This is a genomic window from Paenibacillus sp. MER 99-2 (genome assembly GCF_023714095.1).
Classification (GTDB): Bacteria; Bacillota; Bacilli; order Paenibacillales; family Paenibacillaceae; genus Paenibacillus.
This window is the reverse complement of record NZ_JAMAUZ010000005.1, coordinates 284,994-304,883: the sequence shown is the minus strand read 5'-3', so window position 1 is coordinate 304,883 and position 19,890 is coordinate 284,994. Positions and strand designations below refer to the sequence as shown.

The following is a 19,890-nucleotide window of genomic DNA, read 5'->3' as shown; positions in this document are numbered from 1 at the left end:
AAAAATGATTACAATCGGGGGGAAATGATGTTAAAGCCAAGATTGACCAAGTATATGGTGATGATGCTGGTACTGGTACTGAGTATTTCCAACGTAGGCCTGGCCGCTGCGGCAGATAAAGAACTATCCAAAATTGTCTTGTCTAAAAATGAGTTATCGCTCGAAGTGGGTGATTCGACTTCAGTGACGGCTACAGGGGTATATAGCGATAATACATCGCAGAGTGTGACGATCAGCTCGGAATGGAACAGTAGTAACCCTTCAGTTGCAACGGCTGGAAGTACTGGAACCGTTAGTGCCAAAGCTGAGGGTGAAGCGACGATTACAGTAATTTATCAAGGCAAACAAGAAACGATTCATGTCAATGTGACGAAAAAGGTCAAAGCGTTATCCAAGGATGTACAGACGCTGGATCTGCGAATCGGAGCTTCGAAGAAGATCAATCTAACAGCAACATACAGTGACAACACTGTAGAGGAAGCAGCAGCGAAAATTGCGGAATGGTCCTCTAGTGATGACAAAGTAGCGACTGTAGTGAATGGAGAGGTTACCGGCCAAAGTGCAGGTACAGCCGTGATCACAGGTAAGGTTGGTAAACAAAGTGTAACGGTAGATGTTAACGTTGAAGTGGTTAAGCGTGTAGATGTGAATAAGAAACAGATCAATCTGTTATTGAATGGTCAAGATGATGTAGAGCTGACAGCAACATATCCAGATGGTTCAACAAAAGTTGTGACTGAGCTTGCAGAGTGGACGACGAGCAACGAGAAGGTAGCAGATGCAATTAAAGGTAAAATCAAAGGTTACGCTGCTGGTTCAGCCAAAATCACAGCAACTTACGGTACAAAGTCCGTAACGATTGATGTGGATGTTGATCTGACTAGCAAACTGAGTGCAAGTAAACAAAGCGTGTTCTTGCGTGTCGATAGCACAAACCTAGAAAGCAAGAATACAGCAGACATTGTACTAACGGCTTCTTATCCAGATAGCGAGGATAAGCCAGTCACAGATCTTGCCACATGGACATCCAGCAATGAGAAAGTCGCTACCGTATTCAAAGGCAAAATTACAGCTGTGGGCAGTGGATCAACTACGATCAAAGCAACACACAGTGGTAAAACGGTAGAGATTGCAGTGGATGTAGATACAGCGAGATACCTGGATATCGATGGTGTTGAGGACAAGGTTGCTATGAGCCTTGCGGATAATACCAAAACCAAGAACCTTGTCGTAAAAGCAGAATATATCGACGGAAGTAAAGAAACCGTAACGTCTAAAGCAACATGGACTTCCAGTAATGCAGATATCGTCTATGTATCTAACGGCGAACTGATTGCATACAAATCCGGTACAGTGACCATTACCGTTGCCTATGGCGGCAAAACCGTTAAGTTCACGGTCAATGTCGATGTAGCGGACAAGTATGAGATGGAGAAGAAAAAAGCTTCGGTTGCAGTGGGTGGCACATTCGCCGCTAAAGTTTTTGCGGTGTTTGGAGACACCTCGAAGGATGTGTCTGAGGATGCAACATGGAGCAGCAGCAGTGACAAAATCGCCGAAGTCGACAGCAAAGGTAATGTAACGGGTGTAGCAACGGGTAAAGCGACGATTACAGCCAAAATCGAAGGAAAAACGTTGACGTTGCCAGTAGAAGTTGGCATGGCTAGTGATCTGGAAGCAGATGAGAACTTCGTTGTGTTGTCTACGAAGGAAACGAAACAAATTGAGCTTACTGCTACGGATGAGGATGGATTGACGAAAGATGTATCCTCAGAAGCAACTTGGAAGTCAAGCAATGCACGCGTGGCTGATGTGAAAAAAGGCGTTATCACAGCGAACAGCAGTGGTAAAGCAAATATCACGGCAGAGTACGGTTCCAAGAAAGTCACTATTCAGGTTGAAGTTGACGTAATCTCACGGATCGAAGCATCCGTGCCAGCACTTTCTCTGAAATCAGGCGACACGGAAAACTTGACGGTTACCGTTCTATTGAGTGATGGTAGCGAGCGTGATGTAACAGATAAAGCAGAATGGAAAACAAATAACTACAAGGTTGCACAGGTGAGCAAAGGCGCTGTAAAAGCAATCGGTTCAGGTAAAGCTAAAATTACAGCAAAGTATGGCAGTAAATCGGTTACGATTGCGGTGGATGTGGATACCTTGAAATATCTGCAAACTGATAAAGTTACGCTGACGATGAAGCCAGGTGACAAAGCGACCGTAATCGCAACAGCAACATTTGCAGATGGTAGCGAAGCAGACGTATCCAAACCAGCGCTATGGAAGTCTTCCCGTATTGCTACAGCATCAGTGAAGGACGGCGTTATTCAAGCGAACGGTAAGGGTAAAGCAACAATTACGGTCACCTATGCTGGCGTGAAAACGAAAGTGACGATCGTTGTTGAAGCGAAGTAATCTCTTCATAAGACTAAGGTGAATAACAGTAAGCATGTTGTATGAAGTACTAGCTTCAACATGCTAAGATAACAAAAGAAAAACGGTGATACCTGTTCTTGTGAGCAGGTATCACCGTTTTTTTAATGTGCTAATGTTTTTTTAAAGTATCAATAATGAGCAATTCGTCTTCACAAGCGAACAGTTGAATTACATGAAATGAGGCAGAACGAATGCGCCATAAGCAAAGGCGATCACAATAAGAATAGCAGGGTGAAGCTTGGTTTTGGTCATGACCCACAGCGAGATTCCAGCAATAATTAAGGTTTGCCAGATGCCGATCGACTCGGTTGAGACTTGGCCGAACTCCCATGTGAGCAGAATCATGAGCACGGCAATGACGGGCTGTACTAACAGCGTCATGCCTTTGACCTTTGAAGAGGTACGGTATTTGTTAAGCAAGCGCAGCAATAGAATTAATGCGACGGCCGAAGGCACAATCGTAGCGAAGCTGGCAATGAATGCACCAAACCAGCCAGCAACCTGATAACCAACAAAGGCGGCAATCTTGGTAGCGATGGGTCCTGGGAGTGCATTACTAATGGCAAGCACATCACCAAATTGCTCTGTCGTCAGCCACTTATAGTGATTCACGATCTCTTCTTGCATAAGCGGAATGGAGGCTGGACCGCCCCCGTATCCTAATATATTAGCTACAAAAAATCCCCAAAATAACTCCCACCATGTCTGTAGCATCGTCTAGGACACCCCCTTATCGGCGTTGTCCTTCGACTTGAAGCGCTGAACCACATCGAAATGGAAGAACCCATAGACTAGAAAGACAGCGATAACGATACCGGGGTGAATGTCTAGTAGCAATAAGAGTACAAACGCAATGACCCCAAATAGTAGGGCAAAGGTTTTGCCGAGTCCTTTCCACGCTTTCATGGCGAACTCATAAGCCATCATGCCGAGCATGACAAAAATGACCGGACGCACAGCCGCCACCATGCCTGCGACGACTTTGGATTCTCGCAAGGCATACATCGAGCCAAGCAGTGCAATAATGGCAATACTTGTCGGCAGTATATGGGCTAACACAGCTATAATCGCGCCCAAGAGACCTTTGGTTTTATAGCCTAAATATGCAATCATTTTGGTCGCAATGGGACCTGGGAGAGCATTAGCAATAGCTAAGATTTCCCCGAACTCCTCATCACTAACCCATTTATAACGTGTAACGGCTTCATAACGAATCAAGGGAATTACCGAAGGGCCACCGCCATATCCCAAAATTCCGGTTCGCATCATCCCTGTGATGAGACCGCTATAAACTTTCCAACTCATGCTGTTATCCTCCTACAGTCTCATGCCCATCCGGCTTTTATAACGTTTTAACAATAGTTGTGACTCTACTTTGACAATTCCCGGCATTTTATAGAGTTTCTCTAGTAGAAACTGCTCCATCTCTTCCATATCAGCAAAAATACCATGCATATGCAGAGTACTTGGGCCTGTCATATGGTATAGGCTGGTCACCGCTGGTTCTTCATCCAGCTTCTCCGCTACCTCGTCCAGAAAAGGAGGTTCTACGTCCACATTGAAAAAGGCTGAGACCTGTAGTCCAACCTTGCCGGGGTTGATGACAACCGTGAATCGTTCAATAACGCCTTTTTCAGATAGCGCATTAATTCGTGCCTGCACGGCTACGCGAGATAAACCAATCTGTTGTCCCAGATCGGTATAAGACATCCGACTATTGTGATGCAGAGCAGCCAATATTTTACGATCTATTTCATCCAGATTGTGCATTTGGGGAATTTCCCCACCCTTAGAAGAACGTTTCTCTGCCATGATTGACCATCCTTTTCTATCGCTAATTACAGTTAGAACATGAAATGAGCATTTATACATTTTGTACGTAGCACTCTTAATTTTAATGACGAAACGTAATTTGAGTCAATATATTTATAATAAATAAGGATTATACCTGATAATTCACTTTCACTTTGTAAAATTGACCAAGTTTACCTTCTAGATAGAGTGAAAGCTACCTCAAAAATAGAAAAAAAGACTGCCTAAGGAACGAACCTTAACAGTCTACAATGTGTACTTTAGTATATTCGTAGCTACACAATAGCTCTATACGATCGACGTGCGCTCTGCAAGCATAGTATTCGCTAGTTATGCTGGTCACGCATGATTGTGATTCGCCAGTCGTGCTCGAATGTTAACGTTGTATTTACCTCAGCGCAGCATCTACTTCAAATGCACTATTCAATCCAAATCAGTCGTTCATCCTCGCGCTACTTCGTTGTTGCCCTTGGCAGAACAAGGGTGACGGTTGTCCCTTCACCTGGCTCGGAGGATACCCTCAGTGTTCCGCCAGCTCCGCGCGCACGTTCTTCCATGCTGAACATGCCAACGCCGTTCCCCAACTTCGTTCCGTTGAAGCCAATACCTTGATCCTCAATGATGACCACAGTTGCATCCTCAGCATCTTCAACGGTTACTTGTGCTTCGGATACATCCGCGTACTTCGCAATGTTGGTTAACGCTTCTTGAATGATTCGGTACATCGCGATCTCACGGTTCATATCCAGTCGTCTACGTAGATTGCACTCCAGCTTGACTTCAATTCCGTAGTGGCGATTGTAATTCTCTATGTAGGTGCGAATCGCGGGTACAACCCCCAGATCATCCAATACAGAAGGTCTGAGCTCCCAAGCCATACCACGAACATCCTCCATAATCCCGGTCACTTGTTTTCGCAGGGATTCGACGCCGGGATGTGGCTGATCTGCGAGCAGGCGATCCATCTGAATGACAAGAGAGAATAGACTCTGACCGATCCCATCATGGAGCTCGCGTGAGATCCGTCGCCGTTCCTCTTCCTGAATGTTCATGACCTGAGACATCATCGTCTGCAGCTCACCCTCCACACGTTTAAGCTTAGTGACTTCACTTCGTACCGCTAAATATTGATAAGGCTGTCCTTCATTATCGAGAAAAGGCACGATGGTGGTGTTCACCCAATAATAGTTCCCGTCTTTGGCACGGTTACGTATCTCGCCATGCCATACCCTGCCGGAGGATATCGTATCCCACAGGTTCTTCATAAATGTTTTGCCATGATAACCCGAATTGATAACACGATGATCCTGACCTATCAGCTCACTCCGATCATACTTCGAAATCTCGCAGAATTTATCGTTTACATATTGAATTTTCCCTTTACGGTCAGTGAGCGCGACGATGGAGGATTCATCAAGAGCAAACTTCAGATCACTGAGTTGATGCAATGAACCTTTCAGCCTGCTGCGAAACTGGTCATCAGTGATATGGTTATCCAATTCACGCAGTAATTGCAGAACAGGCTGGTCGGCAAGTCCACTGAGTCTATTTTCATGTTCGCTATTCAAAGTTCAGCAACCCCTTTTTCATTGCAAACTTCACGAGTTCAGGCCGGGTACGGAGACCGAGTTTCTCCATGAGATTGCTTTTGTGGGATTCCACGGTTTTGACACTAATCACGAGATGCTCAGCAATTTCCTTGTTGGCATACCCTTTGGCAATCCATGACAAAATCTCTTTCTCTCGCTCGGAGAGCGTGTCATACGGGCCGGCATTTTCTTGTTTTGCTTTATCGAGGTATTCACTCATGAGTCGTTTCGTTGCACTTGGATACAGGTATGCACTACCGTCTGCAACCGAGCGAATGGCGGCGAGCAACTCTTCATGTGGGGCGCTCTTGAGGATATATCCAGAGGCTCCAGCATGAATAGCACGGAACAAATATTCTTCATCATCATGCATCGTCAGTATAAGAATGGCGACGTCTGGCATTAATTTTTTTAATTCAGCCGTGGCTGTTAATCCATCCTTGCCTGGTGGCATGCTGAAATCCATTAAGACCACATTGGGCTTCAGTTGCTGGGCTTTGGCAATGGCTTCATCCCCGTCGGCTGCATCTCCAACGATCTGAATATCATTTTTACCGTCCAACAAGGCGATGAGCCCGGAACGTACGACCACATGGTCATCAACGACCAATAGTTGAATCACATCATTTTCCCCCTGTCCGCATGCATATGTCTGCCTCTATCATACCAAAAAAGAAAGCCACTCAGAGAAGGAATCTCAGAATGGCTTATCTATAAAATGAATAAATAAAGGCTGTGCTCGACCTTAACAGGTGAAACAAGCCTTTGTGCATAGATTCGATGTCGCAAGTTATCCGTGAATGAGCGATTCTAGCTCACGTGCCAGTTGCTCCACTTCATGGATCATATCTGCTGTAAATGTGCAAGACATTCGGTTACCTACGAGCAATACGGCTTCAGGCAACTTGCCTGACTGGAAGACAGGTACCGCAATAGCACATACGAGCCGTTCAGCAAGCATAAGCGGACACCGCCCGGGTGTATGGTCTGTATTCGATTGTGCATCTGACAGCGTGGTTCGCCCAGTTCGCAGTGCTGTACCGACAAGGTCTTGTCCGGGACGCATTTCCATGCGCTGTACACGTTCGTTGCTGGCACCGGACGTATATTTCCAGCGAAGCAGCGTTCCAGACAAACAGGCGAGACCGCAAAAATCGCTGGATGTGTTGAGGCGCAAGCGGTCGATCATCTCCTGAATGCCAGATGGATGTTCATCATGCATGAGAGACACTTCCTTTTAGGGTCATACCGTAGATTCCGGTCGAATGAATTAACGTTAATCAAATAGACTGAGTCATTAATGATAAGTAGATGTATATGCGTTCCTACGTTCATTTCTATTGTAGACCTTTTCCTTCTCCGTGTAATTCAGGGAAAACCCCTATTTGTTTTCTGGATTTTACTGATCATCCTTGCCCAAGTGCCCTCAGGCCAGACCTACTGCGACATACAATGCAACTCAGACTGTGGGTTTAGTGCCTAGTGTGACTTTTCTCACAGCAAATTCAGGGAATTTATCCGTAAGGTTCAGGTAATCCCCCGATAACCTTTATGCTCTTTTCGCGGTAAGATAGATGCATAAGGAAACACGAGGGGGACGATTGGTATGGGTACGGTATTCGTAGAAAGAACAACCCAAGCGACGGAACGAGAACAGACGGAGGGAAGCAAAATGACACAGAGGGAAACTGGCGGAATTCTTTCGTTCGTAACAGCCGAACAATGGGCATCGATTGAAGCTATGATGCAATCCAAGCGGGTGAAGTCGGGGTATAGTCTCTTTCTGGAAGGCGATGAAGCCGGATACCTGTACTACATTCGTTCGGGACGTGTGAAGCTGACAAAATCCACGGAGGATGGCAAAGAGATTATTTTGTCTATTCAACAAAAAGGCGATCTGATCGGAGAATTCGGTGGCATTGGTGGTCAGATGCACAGCTACAGTGCTGAGATGACAGATAAAGGAGAACTCGCGATTATCTCGCTGAGCGAGCTGGAGAGTGTGCTTAGTAAAGATGGCGATCTTGCGCTGAAATTCCTGCAATGGATGGCGCTCGCACAGCGTATTACCCAGTCGAGGTTTCGTGATCTGCTGCTCTATGGTAAAGCAGGTGCGCTGGCATCGACCCTTATCCGCGCTAGTAATTCGTACGGAAAGATGACGCCAGATGGCATTGTTCTGGAGATGAAGCTGAATCATACAGAGCTTGCAGAAATGATTGGCGCGACTCGCGAAAGTGTAACGCGGATGCTGGGTGCTTGGAAAGAGCAGGGTACGCTGGATACACTTGAAGGCAAACTGATTATTCGAGATTTGGCTGCGTTACGCAGTATGTGTGGGTGTCCTACAGTCCCGAGCTGTCCAGCAGAGTTGTGCAGAATGTAATGTAACACAAGAATAACTGTTTATCTTCATTGGCGATTGGGGTCGTTACGGAGAACGGTTGTTGTATGTAGAAAGAGGGTCAGCCTGTTGTGGGCTGACCCTTTCTGCTATGACTTCGCCAGAATGGAATATAGGAAGGAGTCATGATATTTGCCTTTGTAGTACCAGTGTTCTCGCATCAGACCTTCGCGTTCCATGCCGATGTGCAGCATGACCTTCTCTGAAGCGCTATTCTCTGGACGACATTTGGCGAAGATGCGATGTACGCCAAGTGTATTGAAACCAAATTCCAATATCGCATGTGCGGCTTCCGTTGCATAACCTCGGCCTTGATAGCTCGGGTTCAACACATAGCCTAGTTCCGCGTTGGTGTCCATGACATGAATACCAATACCACCAATTAGTGTATCCTCTTGTTTCAGACAGATGGCTAGTTCATAGCCTTCTCGTGGCTCTGCTTGCTGTAGCTCGATCACATACTTCACGTAATCTTGGGTATCCTCTTCCGAATTCGGTCCCCATGCCGTATGTGTGGTAACCTCGGGTAGCGAAGTATATGTATGAATGTGCTCCCAATCTGATGCTACAATCTCACGAATGATTAATCGTTCTGTTTCTAGTTGCATCATGTCACCATCCTTAACTATTGTAAAATAACCGTGATTCCTTGGCGTTCCAGATTTTCAATAATCGCCTCATATAATGGTCTATTCCCTATTTCCACCTCAAAATCCTCTTCACCTAAACGTTCGTTCTCTGCCCGCATCCAGTCAATCTCCCGATGCCATGTGCTAATATCCAGATATGATCTGGCGACTCGATGATTAGCCCACTTTAGGGTAAAAGGGGTGATTGCTCCGAATCCACCATAAGTACAATCGATGAACGAGTTAAAATCCGATCCATAATAGCCACCTGGTCCATTCATGGCTTCACCTAGTGCACAGAAAAATGAAGCGTAACTAGTAACATACGTACCGTCCATCTGAAATGTTTTTGTCTGATCTTCTTTTATGTCGTTAGTTTTCTCAACGATTTCTGTTGCTATATTCATATTGTTATGGCTCTTCACGACACTTAGCCATGCTCTTCTTCCATTCTCATCGTAGGTAGCCCACTGGTTAAGCGCTGAAGGGAGCGATGTTCTCCATTGATCCCAGATCTGAAGTTCCTGCGCTGAGATCAGACGATAGATGGATACATTCAACTTGAGATTTGCAGCAAGTGTGGGAAAACCAAGCTTATGATACATTGTCATGTCATGAATAAAAAAACCATAGTAGCCTATCGTGTGGTCATCTTTATTCAACATTCCGACATAGGCATATCTTGATAGGGGTTCTTTCTTTTGCAAAATGTACTGTTGGAACTCATACGAAAATACGAAATGCTTCAATATAATCTGGTGGTAACCCTCATCGAGATTGATTAATGTTCCATCTAGGCCGACGATATCTTTACAATGTCCTATGATCAGATCGGTTGAATCATCTAGAAGGACGAATGGGAAAGTCATGATCGTATAACCTCCTTAACTGGTATGAATGAAATTCTACGTATACAGTTTATGATGGGAATGGTTTACAACCCAAGCATATCACAATACGATAAGACACAAAAAAAGCCCCTGACTGATTCTATACGAATTGGTCAGGAGCTATATTGAGCATAACTGTTGCATTCTAATCTATTGTGGCTGTTTACATTCCACTGCTGGATAAGCTGCTGATAGCTTACGGATGATTTCCTTTTGCCATTTCACATCACCAATGTTCATTGCCAGGTTTAGAAGATCCAGATAATCATCAAGCTGCAGTGTCGTTTTTTGCTGAGTCGTATCCATTCGATGTTCGTTCCCCTTTATCTATATGATCGTTAATTCATGTACAGTAAACAGAAGAGAGACAAGTTCAAGAATGATAATCATTATCAAATATATACTATCATTATGCATGGGTTGAAGGTAAAATGCAATGGCAAGTGCCTTGGTTTTTAGTTTTTTTGATAAAAATATGATCTACAACGCCCTTCGTATCCGTCTATTGAAGAAAAACAGCAACCGGAGATTCACGGCTGCTGTTGCGATTTTTTCATGGTACCGGTGTACTTCCTGTTTTGTTTATCGAGCTGATTCTTGTCCAATGATTTTTTGATAACTTGCGATATCCAGTCTGCGGCCAAATTTATAACCTACTTCTTTGAAGTGGGCACATTTCTCATACTCTAGACGCTCGAACAACCGGATACTCCGTTCATTCTCTGTGCATATCGTTGCTACAAGTACATGGAAACCTAATGTTTTTGCTTGTAATTCAAGTGCCGATAAGGCTTTTGTACCAATCCCACTTCCAACATAATCAGGAGCTATGTAGATCGTTACTTCAGCAGTGCCATCATAAGCTTGTTTGTTCTTGTGTTGAGTAAGCAGCGCATAGCCAATGATTGCATGCTGCTCTTCAATGACATACGTTTGGTAGCGAGGGTGGCCATTCATTACATTGCTTCGCATCTCATCTAGAGTTAGTTCTTCCGTGTGAAAGGAAACGGTCGTATGGCTCACATAATAATTGTAAATGGCCTGTAGTTGCGCCAGGTTTTTTTCTGAAACTTCTATTAGCTGCATCTCTCCGAACGCTCCTTCTATACCATGAATAGTTGCATTTTATCATAACGTAGAGAGTTCACAGCTATATATGTTTGGTCATTAAAATTTCCAAAGGCTCGCCTTCAAGCAATAAACCTCCCGCATCACGATACCCTAACCTTCGATACAGATGCTGAGCACCTTCATTGGCTAGAGTAGAGGTCATGACCAGTTCAAACCCGAGGTTCTTCATCTCATTTTCCCAGAAAAGAATGGCTTGCTTCCCGAATCCTCTGTTGCGATAGGGTTCATCAATCCAGATCATGTTCATAAAAGGGGTATTATCCCAGAAATAGCTGTGCCGCATCCAGCCAATGAGCTGATCCTCTTCATTTTGCAGCATATAAATCTCATTGCTTCTGATCTTGGGCAAAATGAAGCTGTCTACGATATGACGGTCATGTTCTCGAATATATTCATAGTGCAATGCAGTTGCTGCAATAATTCTCATTCTACGTCCTCCACGAGATAATGATCTAATGTAAATATTATACATACGTTCATCTAGATGAGGAAGCAAAGATGTTGTTATACATAGAATAAGGTGAATAGATCACCTATGTTACGGGAAATGTATAGGGTAATTATGTAGAAGATGCAGATGAGGAGGCAGCGATCTATGAACCAGCGGCAAGCAGACTGTGACAGTTCTTCGATGAGACAAAAGTTAAAGGCGGATCTTCATCGTGTGGCGGAACGCATGAATGTAACATTATCCCGTTTTGACAACGATCATGCTTGCTTGCTGGGACAATTCGCTGAGATTCGAGCCGAGATCAAACAGATCGAGGTGTTAGCCTCTTCATTTTACCTGGATTGTTACCTGTCTCCGTTCACTGAAAAGTTTGCCGAGCTCTCAGCCAGCGTGCAGCATCTATCTGATCGAAGATACGGAGCACTCATTGTAATTGAACGTGAAACTCCACTGGATTCCATCATTCATTCGGGAGTCGCTGTAGATGCGAGAATAACGCATGCCTTATTGGAGTCGATCTTTATACCTGGTGCACCATTACATGATGGGGCTGTGCTGATTCGGGGCAACCAGATTGTATCCGCAGGAAATGTATTACCGTTGTCACAGGTTGAAGTGCATGAGCGTAAAATGGGAACTCGCCACCGGGCAGCTATAGGGCTTAGTGAGCTCACAGACGCTGTGGTACTTGTTGTCTCAGAGGAGACAGGGCAAGCATCCTTTGCAATCGGTGGGGATTTGCATCCGATTAACGTCATTGAAGTCCTTTCCTGACTTTCCCGACGAACAGCGAGAATCTAAAATCATGCACACCTTTTTCCCTGTTCAGGAGAGAAAGGTTTTTTAATGAGAGGCTAATGCCTTACATCGTGATGTGATTTTGCACAAACTTCGTATTCATATGTACAATAGAGAGTGGTCAACAGACAGATCTATAGCGATTCAGGTCGCTAAATTGGTTAGAGGAGCGTTATAAATATGAATTGGTTTGAAGCAATGGAGCATCACGATTATGAGCAATTGGTTCTGTGCCAAGATAAAGCCTCCGGGCTTAAGGCTATTATTGCAATACACGATACGACACTTGGACCTGCACTGGGCGGCACACGGATGTGGACATATGCATCAGAAGATGCAGCCATTGAAGATGCCCTGCGGCTCGCAAGAGGAATGACATATAAGAACGCAATATCAGGTCTAAATCTTGGTGGTGGCAAAGCGGTCATTATCGGCGATCCACGGCGTGATAAGAATGAAGCGATGTTTCGAGCATTCGGAAGGTATATACAAGGGTTAAATGGACGTTACGTTACTGCAGAAGATGTGGGGACAACTGAGGAAGATATGAACCTTATCTACCAAGAAACAGATTTTGTTACGGGCATTTCTCCAAGCTATGGTTCGTCAGGTAATCCATCTCCTGCAACGGCGTGGGGCGTATATCGGGGGATCAAAGCAGCAGCAAAGGAAGCATTCGGTACGGATCTTCTGGAAGGCAAAACGATTGCTGTCCAAGGTGTAGGGAATGTAGCCATGCACTTATGCCAATATTTGAACGAGGAAGGCGCACATCTGATTGTGACGGATATTCATAAGGATTCGGTAAAACAAGCCGTGGACCGTTTCGACGCTAAGGCTGTCGACCCAGCAGACATCACTGGAGTAGAGTGTGATATCTATGCCCCATGTGCATTAGGTGGCACAATTAATGATGACACCTTGAAAGTGCTCAAGGCTAAAGTGGTGGCAGGCTGTGCCAACAATCAGTTACTTGAGCCGAGACATGGTGACCAGTTACACCAGATGGGTATTGTATACGCACCGGATTACGTCATTAATGCGGGTGGTGTGATCAACATTGCCGATGAATTAAATGGATACAATGCGGAACGGGCATACAGTAAGGTGAGCCAGATCTACAACACGCTGGAGAGCATCTTTGCCTCGTCCCGTTCGGAAGGTATCCCGACATATGTAGCAGCCGATCGTCTTGCTGAACGCCGAATTGAGATGATGAAGAACACACGCAGTACGTTTCTGCAAAATGGACACAACGCGTTAAGTTCCCGCAGATTGCGTGGATAATACACAGTAAGTAACATGATAAGGACTCATTAAACTGTCTGATACCGGGAAACCCTCCTTCACATGAATCAATGTGGAGGAGGGTTTCTCGTGCATATGGACAGTTTTTTGATTTCTTTTACGACAGATAGTAGACATGCACATCAAATTCCCACTCCAATATACCGATAATACATGTACATCGTTCAGATGGTTCATGAAAGTGGGGGAAATCGTAAATGGGGAAGAAGAAACAAGGCTTGTCTTATCGAATTAGAAATATCTCGCTGAAGGTTAAGCTACCGATCATGTTAAGTTTCTTAGTGGTGTTGGTGCTTTTGGGAACAACCACAGCAACGTATTTCGTCTCATCCAAACTTTTGGTTATGAAGAGTGAGGGAGAAATTAACGGAATGGCCGACCGCCTTGGGGAAGGGTTGTGGACGGCCGTACAGCTTCAACAGCAGATGAGTCATGCAATTTCCGTACATAATACGTTCAAAGAGCTGCTGGAGCTGCGGAACACGAACAGTATGACGGATGAAGAATTTTTCTCGGATGCTAATCCGTATTTTAACAAAGCTAATACGATTCTAACGAACAGTGTATCGGATACCGAAGAAGCAAGACCTAATCTGTACTTGCTGGATCAGAAGGGGATCATGGTGGCTGCAACCCAGACAGATGTCATTGGTCAGCCCCGAGATGATCGGGAATATTTTCAGAAATCCATTACGGGTGAATCGTTCATCAGTGATGCGATTGTGTCCAAGCAAAGCAAACAATTGGTGATCATCTTCTCAGAGCCGGTCAAAGATGATGAAGGCAATACCATTGGTGTGCTTGCTATGACCATGGACACCAGCTTTTTCCTAGGACAACTGGGTGATATCAAAATTAATGGCGAAGGCAAGATTGAAGTGCTCAGCCGCAGTGGCACAATCATGTACGATTCACTCGATCAGACCTTGATAGGAGAATCGCTTGCAGAAGATCAGAATGTGCAGGCACTTCTTCAAGAAAAGGCGACGGACGAAGTGAAGATTACGACAGCGACAATCGATAATACGTATTATCGTGTCAACCAGATCCCCGGTGCGGATCTTCTCGTTATTGTTATTGATAGCTATGACGATATTAAACGCCCGGTGCAAGATATGCTTCAGCAGATGTTATGGCTTACATTGCTTGCCATTGTGATAGCCATCGGAGTGGGCATGTTAATCTCTCGCAATATTACGAAACCGATTATCAGACTTACAGGTTTGTTCAAACAGCTTGCCCAGGGGAATCTGACGGTGAAGGCAGAGGGCAGGTACCACAGCGAGTTCAAAGATCTTGCAGATAGTTTCAATAGCATGGCTGAACAGAACAAGAACCTGATTACGAATATGGGAAAATCTATTACGGTTCTACAGACGAGTACAGAGGAGCTAGAGGATACCTCCAAGCAAACTACACGATCCATTGATGAGACATCCGCTACACTGATGGGAATAGCACAAGCGATGGAGGCTCAGTCGGAAGATACCGAGCAGATCGTAGGGAAATTCAACAGCTTCGGCGATAAAGTGACTGCTATGAATGGTAGTGCACAGGATGTGAAGTCGAGAGCGGATGAGATTGAAAGTGTATTCCATAATGGAAGCGAAGTCGTGAATGAACTGATGCGGATCAATGAGATGAATGAACGGGAAGTAGAGAAAATCTCTGAGATTACGGTCAAGCTTCAGAACAGCTCAGGCAGTATCAGCCATATTACAGAAGCGATTAGCCAGATCGCCAAACAGACGAACCTGCTCGCATTGAATGCCTCTATTGAAGCTTCTCGGGCTGGAGAGCATGGTAGAGGGTTTGCGGTTGTAGCAGAGGAAATCCGTAATTTGGCGGAGCAGAGTTCTAGACAGTCGAAAGAAATATCGAGCATTATTACACAGAATCTGGCTGATGTAGCCGAGAACAATCAAAGTGTTGCGGAGATCCATACGATCTCGTCCAGACAGGATGAGCTGGTTATTCAGACTCGTCAGGCATTTGACGTGATTCTGGAGAAGGTGACGGAGATTAACCATCAGATCGCTTCGATGGCAGGACAGATGCAAGAGATGATACAGAACAAAGACGATGTGCTGGAGTCAGCGCATAGCCTGTCGGCATCAGGGGAGCAGGTATCTGCTTCGGTTCAAGAAGTCACAGCAACAATGATGGAGCAAAGTGCAACCGTGCAACAGTTGGCGAATATGGTGGATACCATTGATCAGTTAACACGTGATTTGGCTGATGCTGCCGGTAAGTTCAAGGTTGAGTAAGTAACGGAAGTAAAAGCTAAGCATTAAAAGAAGAGCATTATCATACACAAATGAACTCCAAGAAGTCCCTTGTGCCAGCAAAGTTGGCAGATCAAGGGGCTTTTTTGGATAAATACATTAATAAATGGTATATAATTGGAATATTAATCTAAAAAGTAGTATAATGTTTATATATAAAAATTGTAAATATGGGTGATTACGGTTATTTGCGTAGAAGGAGGATCAGAGATGAGACGACATTGGATGTGGCTGATGCTTACGGTTCTTATCACGAGTGTGTTAATAGTGGGATGTACGTCATCTGCAACGACTGAACCGAGTACAGAATCAGCAAAAGAAACGATAACAACACCTACCGAAGTGGATATTGAGGTTCCAAAGGCTACGGATCAGGATGAGCAGGCTGCGCTACAGACAGCGAAAGACTATAAGACTACTGAATTTGAAGTCAATGAAAATGATGAGAAAAGCGCAACGACGATGGAGTCTGCCCTAGCCAGGGGAGAACTGATCAAGCCGTTCCTGACCGAAAAGTACTTCGAAAAACAGATGGCTGATCGCAATATCGTTTTGCCTCTTATGGTGGCTTATAAAGAACAGGTGAAGCTGCGTGGAGAAAATATGAATTTCACGTTGAAGGAAAATAGAGGCGATTCTCTTCTCGTATCATACACGCTGGACCTTATTTTCATGGATGAACAGGATAAAGAAGTTCGCAAAATACCGCTCGAAGGCGAGCTAACTTTCCTGTTTGAGAACAAGCAGTGGCTCATTGTGGACGATACCTACAACATCAGGGAGCTTCAGGAATTGGTCTATGATTATGGACAGTAATTTTGCCTGAAACATTCAAAACGTAATACATTTCTGATTCAACAGCTTCATAAATTGATCCAGGGCGCTACTAACGTAGCGCTCTTTGTCGCGTACGAAGGTTGTCGTTGTATGTGTCATGCCTGCAGCTAGATCATGTAACGAAAACTTGTGTGTCCGCTTATGAACGACACTCCCCGGCATAATGGTAAATGCAATTCCAGACTCCACACAGCTAAGCAGGTTTTCCATCGTACTGACTTCAATCATGTTACGAGCAGAAAGCCCTTCTTCATGCAGAAATTTCTCAGTCATTTCTCTATATGGACATCCCTCTGGGAAGACGGCCCAAGACACCTGGCATAAGCTCTGCGGGGGTGTATCTGTATATCTAGATATGATGTGTACCGTATCCTGCATTTGGTATTCCACTTGTAGTCCTTCCTTCACACAAGCGCCACTAATAAAAGCTCCGTCGATTTCATTATCCTGTATTTTTTTGCGCAGTAACTTAGGTGAGGTTGCGTTGATCAAGGATATAGACACTTGCGGGTACGTGACTTGGTACTCATTCATTATTTCCATAAATCTGCTGGACGCTGCTGTCTCAACGATACCAATCCTCAAATGCCCTTCAGGCAATCCTGGATCAGCCATCTCCTGCTGTAGATCATTCATCAGATTACGAATACGCATAGCATACTCTACAAACTTCTCTCCTTTGGCGGTTAGGACAACTCCTTTTGGAAAACGATTAAATAACTGTACGTTATACTCTTGTTCCATCTTTCTTATACGCGTGGTGACGTTGGATTGGGCGTAATTCAAACGTTTGGCGGCGTGAGAAATTTTTCCTGTATTGGCGACAGCGATAAGAATGTCGATATCCGAAAGTTCCATACTTACCTCCAATATGTTAGGTATCACTCTGAGAGATACACATATATATATCAATCATTTTACGGTATGCAGATCCTTAAATACAATATCCATATATAACAAGGAGGGATATGAAATGAATCGATTATCCAGCTTATTAAGTCCGGTAAACATTAATCAATGGAAGCTTCGAAATCGCGTCGTTATGGCACCTTTAACTCGTGGATTTGCGATGGATCAGGATGGTACAGTCACGGAAGAAATGGTGGCTTACTACGAGCGACGAGCAAGGTATGGTGTGGGGTTAATTATTACAGAGGGAATTAATCCTTCTCTCGCAGGGAAAGGCACCTTCAACATTCCTGGCTTATACACGGCCAAACAGACTAACTCGTGGAAGAGAGTAACCGAAGCTGTCCACGGACATGGGGCAACTATTATCGCTCAACTTTGGCATGTAGGCAGGCTGGCTCACTCGGATCTGATCGGCCATCCCCCTCTGGCACCTTCTGCAATTCAAGCTGAAGGAAGGGTTCATAAACTTCATAAACCTTATGAGATGCCTACACCGATGAGTACATCGGATATTCACGAAGTGATTGCGTCCTATCGACTGGCCGCCCGGAATGCCATGCAAGCTGGGTTTGATGGCGTTGAAATACATGCAGCGCATGGTTATCTGATCGACCAGTTTATCAATGAGCGAACTAACGTGAGAATAGATGCGTATGGAGGAGATGTATCCGGGAGATTACGTTTTCTACGTGAAGTTGTTGAGGCGGTAAAAGAGGAGGTTCATGTGGATCGTATTTCGGTTCGAATTTCGGAGAAAAAGGATGATGATCCCACCTATGCTTGGAGGGATAAAGCAGGAATGATTAGCTCATATCTTGATCTGTTGCGAGAGTTGAATATTACCGTTCTGCATCCATCCACCGAAGAGTTTACTGAAATATGGGCAAAAAAACAGAACTTGTATCAGATAATAAGACGTCAGTGGGAGGGAACGATAATTGGTGTTGGCCATTTAGATGCAGATACGGCGGAAGCAGCAATTCGTGAAGGTATAGTAGACCTTGCTGCATTTGGCCGGCCTTTTATAGCAAATCCAGATTTAGTGCAAAGATGGAGCGAGAGCAGGCCTTTGGTAGATTATAATCCAGTAGAACATTTACCTTTATTATTGTAAGGTGACTGAATATACTTCCAATCGCTACCGCAAAAATTGGAATTGTTATAAATATAGGCAGAAATAAGGCGGGGGGCGATTCAGACGAATCGCCTTATTTGCGTTGAATAAGAATGGCTTCTGGATTAGAGGGGATTAAACCTGAAAGATCGGAGATATGGCAGGGGGTGCCGAATGAGTAGATGTGGCGGGTTGCTGAGATAAGATCGGGGCATTGTCCCAGACAGAGCTGGGCAATTCACGTCGTAATACGGGGGCAACCTCTTGGGCGAATCGCTCTAACTGCTCCAGTTGCTCGCTATGGCTGAGTCCATCGACACTAATACTGAGCACCTGATGTCCGTAGGCTGCGTGATAATTCACAATTTTCTCAATAACCTGATCGGGACTACCAATCAAGACAGGACCATTCGCGATGTTATCCTCCAGATCCTTGAAGGGAGACTGGTTATGCTGCGCAGAAGCAGTAGCATGGAATGCATTGTAATAGGGTTTGTATCTGCGAATGGCTTCTTCTCGCGTATCGGCGAGGTACAAGCTGCCAGCTCCAGATCCAATCACGGCTCGCTGGGCATCATGACCATAATGATCGAGGCGTTCTCGATAATGATCAATGAGCGCTTTGTATTTCGCCTGAGGGTGGAACGAGTTAGAGGTGAATAGCGGCTCACCGTACTGCGCTGCCAGCTCAGTGGATAACGTGCTCGATGCGCTACCATGCCAGATCGGAATGGGTTGCTGTAGTGGTCGGGGTTGAGTGGTTACTCTGTCTAGTGGCGGGCGGTATGTGCCTTCCCAGGTCACATCCTCCTCTGTCCATAGGCGCTTGAGCAGACGGTAGCGTTCACCCAATGAATCCCACTGCTCTTCTTCTGTGATGCCAAACAGCGGGTAATGCCGCGGATCATTGCCTTTCCCGATAATCATCTCCAGTCTGCCGCCGGATAACTGATCCAGTGTGGCATAGTCCTCCGCAACACGCACAGGATCAAGTACACTGAGTACCGTAACGGTCGTTAATAGACGGATGCGTGATGTAGCCGCGGCAACTGCCGTCAACACGACAGGTGGAGATGAGGAGAGGAAAGGTGCGCCATGTCGCTCGCCAATTCCGTATGCATCGAATCCCAGACGTTCTGCCAACTTGGCTTGCTCCAGAATGTTCTGGAATTTCTGCTGTGCCGTAAACGCTTCTCCAGTGATGGCATTGGGCAGATTCATCATGAGGCTAAATAACGCAAATTTCATCTGACCCTCTCCTTGAGTGAAGTAAGAAACGAATGTATTATTGTTT

The 19,890-nt window shown here is 45.1% G+C and carries 20 protein-coding genes; 7 read left to right on the top strand and 13 right to left on the bottom strand.

Features of this window, described 5'->3' with window-relative positions; translation table 11 throughout:
* The first annotated feature begins 24 nt into the window (after positions 1-24).
* The gene (locus tag M3636_RS21495; RefSeq protein ID WP_251383942.1) at positions 25-2,415 is read left to right on the top strand and encodes an Ig-like domain-containing protein; all 2,391 of its coding nucleotides are present in this window, start codon (positions 25-27) and stop codon (positions 2,413-2,415) included.
* Between the two features lie 189 nt (positions 2,416-2,604).
* Here M3636_RS21495 and chrA read toward each other — a convergent pair whose 3' ends face one another.
* The 6 genes from chrA to M3636_RS21465 form a co-directional block, all read right to left on the bottom strand.
* On the bottom strand, positions 2,605-3,150 hold the full coding sequence (chrA, locus tag M3636_RS21490; protein WP_128099962.1) for a chromate efflux transporter ChrA: 546 nt from the start codon (positions 3,148-3,150) through the stop codon (positions 2,605-2,607).
* A 3-nt stretch (positions 3,151-3,153) separates the two neighbouring features.
* Positions 3,154-3,741 carry a chromate efflux transporter ChrB gene (chrB, locus tag M3636_RS21485; protein ID WP_145411083.1) on the bottom strand — a complete coding sequence of 196 codons (588 nt, stop codon included), beginning with the start codon at positions 3,739-3,741 and terminating at the stop codon, positions 3,154-3,156.
* A 12-nt stretch (positions 3,742-3,753) separates the two neighbouring features.
* Positions 3,754-4,248 (bottom strand): chromate efflux transcriptional regulator ChrS, encoded by a 495-nt coding sequence (gene chrS / locus M3636_RS21480; protein ID WP_128099963.1) that lies wholly within the window; start codon positions 4,246-4,248, stop codon positions 3,754-3,756.
* 452 nt (positions 4,249-4,700) lie between these two features.
* Positions 4,701-5,816 (bottom strand): PAS domain-containing sensor histidine kinase, encoded by a 1,116-nt coding sequence (locus M3636_RS21475; RefSeq protein ID WP_128099964.1) that lies wholly within the window; start codon positions 5,814-5,816, stop codon positions 4,701-4,703.
* Positions 5,809-6,459, bottom strand: coding sequence for a response regulator (locus M3636_RS21470; RefSeq protein WP_128099965.1), 651 nt, complete (start codon positions 6,457-6,459; stop codon positions 5,809-5,811). Before M3636_RS21470 ends, M3636_RS21475 begins: the two co-directional genes overlap by 8 nt.
* 168 nt (positions 6,460-6,627) lie before the next feature.
* Positions 6,628-7,059, bottom strand: a complete 432-nt coding sequence (locus tag M3636_RS21465) for a GAF domain-containing protein (RefSeq protein ID WP_128099966.1) — start codon at positions 7,057-7,059, stop codon at positions 6,628-6,630.
* A gap of 384 nt (positions 7,060-7,443) precedes the next feature.
* Between M3636_RS21465 and M3636_RS21460 the strand changes: the two genes are divergently transcribed.
* Positions 7,444-8,223, top strand: coding sequence for a Crp/Fnr family transcriptional regulator (locus tag M3636_RS21460; RefSeq protein WP_128099967.1), 780 nt, complete (start codon positions 7,444-7,446; stop codon positions 8,221-8,223).
* Between the two features lie 107 nt (positions 8,224-8,330).
* On the opposite strand, the gene M3636_RS21455 is transcribed toward M3636_RS21460, so the two are convergent.
* The 5 genes from M3636_RS21455 to M3636_RS21435 form a co-directional block, all read right to left on the bottom strand.
* Positions 8,331-8,849 (bottom strand): GNAT family N-acetyltransferase, encoded by a 519-nt coding sequence (locus tag M3636_RS21455; protein ID WP_251383972.1) that lies wholly within the window; start codon positions 8,847-8,849, stop codon positions 8,331-8,333.
* Positions 8,850-8,866: 17 nt separating this feature from the next.
* Positions 8,867-9,739 (bottom strand): barstar family protein, encoded by an 873-nt coding sequence (locus M3636_RS21450; protein ID WP_251383941.1) that lies wholly within the window; start codon positions 9,737-9,739, stop codon positions 8,867-8,869.
* Between the two features lie 171 nt (positions 9,740-9,910).
* The gene (locus M3636_RS21445; RefSeq protein WP_164848578.1) at positions 9,911-10,066 is read right to left on the bottom strand and encodes a hypothetical protein; all 156 of its coding nucleotides are present in this window, start codon (positions 10,064-10,066) and stop codon (positions 9,911-9,913) included.
* Between the two features lie 276 nt (positions 10,067-10,342).
* A complete protein-coding gene (locus M3636_RS21440) occupies positions 10,343-10,846 on the bottom strand; it encodes a GNAT family N-acetyltransferase (RefSeq protein ID WP_251383940.1) in 504 nt (167 codons plus the stop codon).
* Positions 10,847-10,910: 64 nt separating this feature from the next.
* Entirely contained in the window at positions 10,911-11,318 is a 408-nt protein-coding gene (locus M3636_RS21435; RefSeq protein ID WP_251383939.1) for a GNAT family N-acetyltransferase, read from the bottom strand.
* A gap of 168 nt (positions 11,319-11,486) precedes the next feature.
* On the opposite strand from M3636_RS21435, the gene cdaS reads away from it, so the two are divergent.
* From cdaS to M3636_RS21415, 4 genes are all read left to right on the top strand, one after another.
* The gene (cdaS, locus tag M3636_RS21430) at positions 11,487-12,116 is read left to right on the top strand and encodes a sporulation-specific diadenylate cyclase CdaS (protein ID WP_251383938.1); all 630 of its coding nucleotides are present in this window, start codon (positions 11,487-11,489) and stop codon (positions 12,114-12,116) included.
* Between the two features lie 204 nt (positions 12,117-12,320).
* Positions 12,321-13,427, top strand: coding sequence for a Glu/Leu/Phe/Val family dehydrogenase (locus M3636_RS21425; protein WP_251383937.1), 1,107 nt, complete (start codon positions 12,321-12,323; stop codon positions 13,425-13,427).
* 218 nt (positions 13,428-13,645) lie between these two features.
* On the top strand, positions 13,646-15,715 hold the full coding sequence (locus tag M3636_RS21420; protein WP_251383936.1) for a methyl-accepting chemotaxis protein: 2,070 nt from the start codon (positions 13,646-13,648) through the stop codon (positions 15,713-15,715).
* Between the two features lie 228 nt (positions 15,716-15,943).
* Complete coding sequence (locus tag M3636_RS21415) at positions 15,944-16,549, top strand: hypothetical protein (protein WP_251383935.1); 606 nt, start codon at positions 15,944-15,946, stop codon at positions 16,547-16,549.
* 15 nt (positions 16,550-16,564) lie between these two features.
* Here M3636_RS21415 and M3636_RS21410 read toward each other — a convergent pair whose 3' ends face one another.
* A complete protein-coding gene (locus M3636_RS21410) occupies positions 16,565-17,428 on the bottom strand; it encodes a LysR family transcriptional regulator (protein ID WP_251383934.1) in 864 nt (287 codons plus the stop codon).
* Positions 17,429-17,543: 115 nt separating this feature from the next.
* Between M3636_RS21410 and M3636_RS21405 the strand changes: the two genes are divergently transcribed.
* Positions 17,544-18,596, top strand: coding sequence for an oxidoreductase (locus tag M3636_RS21405; RefSeq protein WP_251383933.1), 1,053 nt, complete (start codon positions 17,544-17,546; stop codon positions 18,594-18,596).
* 135 nt (positions 18,597-18,731) lie between these two features.
* On the opposite strand, the gene M3636_RS21400 is transcribed toward M3636_RS21405, so the two are convergent.
* Positions 18,732-19,844 carry an LLM class flavin-dependent oxidoreductase gene (locus M3636_RS21400; protein ID WP_251383932.1) on the bottom strand — a complete coding sequence of 371 codons (1,113 nt, stop codon included), beginning with the start codon at positions 19,842-19,844 and terminating at the stop codon, positions 18,732-18,734.
* Positions 19,845-19,890: the final 46 nt, after the last annotated feature.